We start from the raw sequence: 1,430 nt of genomic DNA, 5'->3' as shown, positions 1-1,430 counted from the left end.
GGCTCAATGCCGTTCCGTGTGGAATTTGACATCGGGTAACATGTCGGTTACATCCACTTTCTGAGTTCACGAGTCCCCGATGAGTATTGGCGTCGAAACCCTGTTCACCACCGCGCTGGGCCTGCAAGCGCCATGGATTGTTTCCAAAGTTGAGCTCGATACGGCCAAACGCCGGATTGATTTTGAGGTGTCGTGTGATGCCAAACAGTTGCCTTGTCCTGCCTGTGGCGTAAACGGCCAAGGTGTTCATGACCGCATTAAACGTAGCTGGCGGCATCTGGATTTTTTCCAGTTTGAGGCTTGGCTGCACGCCGAGGTACCACGTGTGGATTGCAGCGCGTGCGGCAAGACCACGCAGGCAGAAGTGCCGTGGGCGCGGCCGGGTAGTGGTTTTACGTTGCTGTTTGAAGCGCTTGCCTTGTCGTTGTGCCAGACCTTGCCGGTGGCCCAGGCTGCTGCCCAGTTGAGAGTAGCGTCGAAGCGGCTTTGGCGGCGCATCGAACACTATGTGAACATTGCGCGTGGCCGCGACGACATGACGGGTGTGCGTGTGATCGGCATTGACGAGACCAGCGTCAAGAAGGGCCACCAGTACGTCACCGTCGTGCATGATCTGGAGGCCCGACGGCTGCTGTTCGTCACGCCAGGGCGCGACCATGAAACGGTGGCGGCCTTCAAACAGGAACTGGCGATGCACGGCGGCGTTGCCGACGAGATCGAGCATGTCTGCATGGACATGAGCGCGGCCTATGCCAAGGGCGTGGCTGAGACGCTGCCCGGCGCCCAAATCAGCTATGACCGCTTTCATGTGATCGCGCTGGCCAATGCGGCCATGGACGAGGTGCGGCGGGAGGAAATGCGTAGCCAGCCGAAAGCCGTGCGTGCTGCGCTGGGCGAGGACCGCAAGGCGGTCAAGGCGATGATGTGGGGCATGCGTAAAAATCCTGTTAGCTGGACTTACCATCAGACCAATTCTATGCACTGGTTGCAGCGCTCCAATTTGAAAAGCGCACGCGCCTGGCGCTTAAAGCAGGCGCTGCGCGAGGTCTATCGCGGCGCTGTCGCGGCCAACTGCGCCAGCAAGGCCAAGCAAGACCTGATGGGCTGGATATCCTGGGCCAGCCGTTGCAGACTTGAACCGTTCAAACGCTTGGCTATCACGCTCACCGAGCGCCTGCCCGGCGTGGTGCGCGGCATGCTCGATGGCCGCAGCAACGCCTATGTCGAGGCCATGAACGGAATGCTTCAGCAAACCAAACGCGCCGCACGCGGTTTCCGTACAGTGACCAACTTCATCGCCATCGCTTACTTACGCATGGCCAAGCTCAAACACCTGCCGTCCAATCCGCTGCTCGCCGCCGTGCCGCGCGAACATGGCGTTACGCGCCACTTCGCCTGATGTCAATTTCCACTGAAAACGGCATAGAGCC

1 protein-coding gene is annotated in these 1,430 nt (G+C 59.8%); it reads left to right on the top strand.

All coding sequences use genetic code 11. From position 1 onward, the window contains the following. Window positions 1-79: 79 nt before the first annotated feature. Window positions 80-1,399, top strand: coding sequence for an ISL3 family transposase (locus tag KVP70_RS33005; protein ID WP_217946665.1), 1,320 nt, complete (start codon window positions 80-82; stop codon window positions 1,397-1,399). Window positions 1,400-1,430: the final 31 nt, after the last annotated feature.

Origin of the sequence: Duganella violaceipulchra (assembly GCF_019166075.1) — a bacterium.
GTDB classification, from domain to species: Bacteria; Pseudomonadota; Gammaproteobacteria; order Burkholderiales; family Burkholderiaceae_D; genus Rugamonas; species Rugamonas violaceipulchra.
This window is presented reverse-complemented; position numbering and strand designations above follow the sequence as displayed.

Bases quoted from the DNA above. Each gene is read 5' to 3' on its own strand.
- KVP70_RS33005 (WP_217946665.1), top strand. From the start codon at position 80: ATGAGTATTGGCGTCGAAACCCTGTTCACCACCGCGCTGGGCCTGCAA.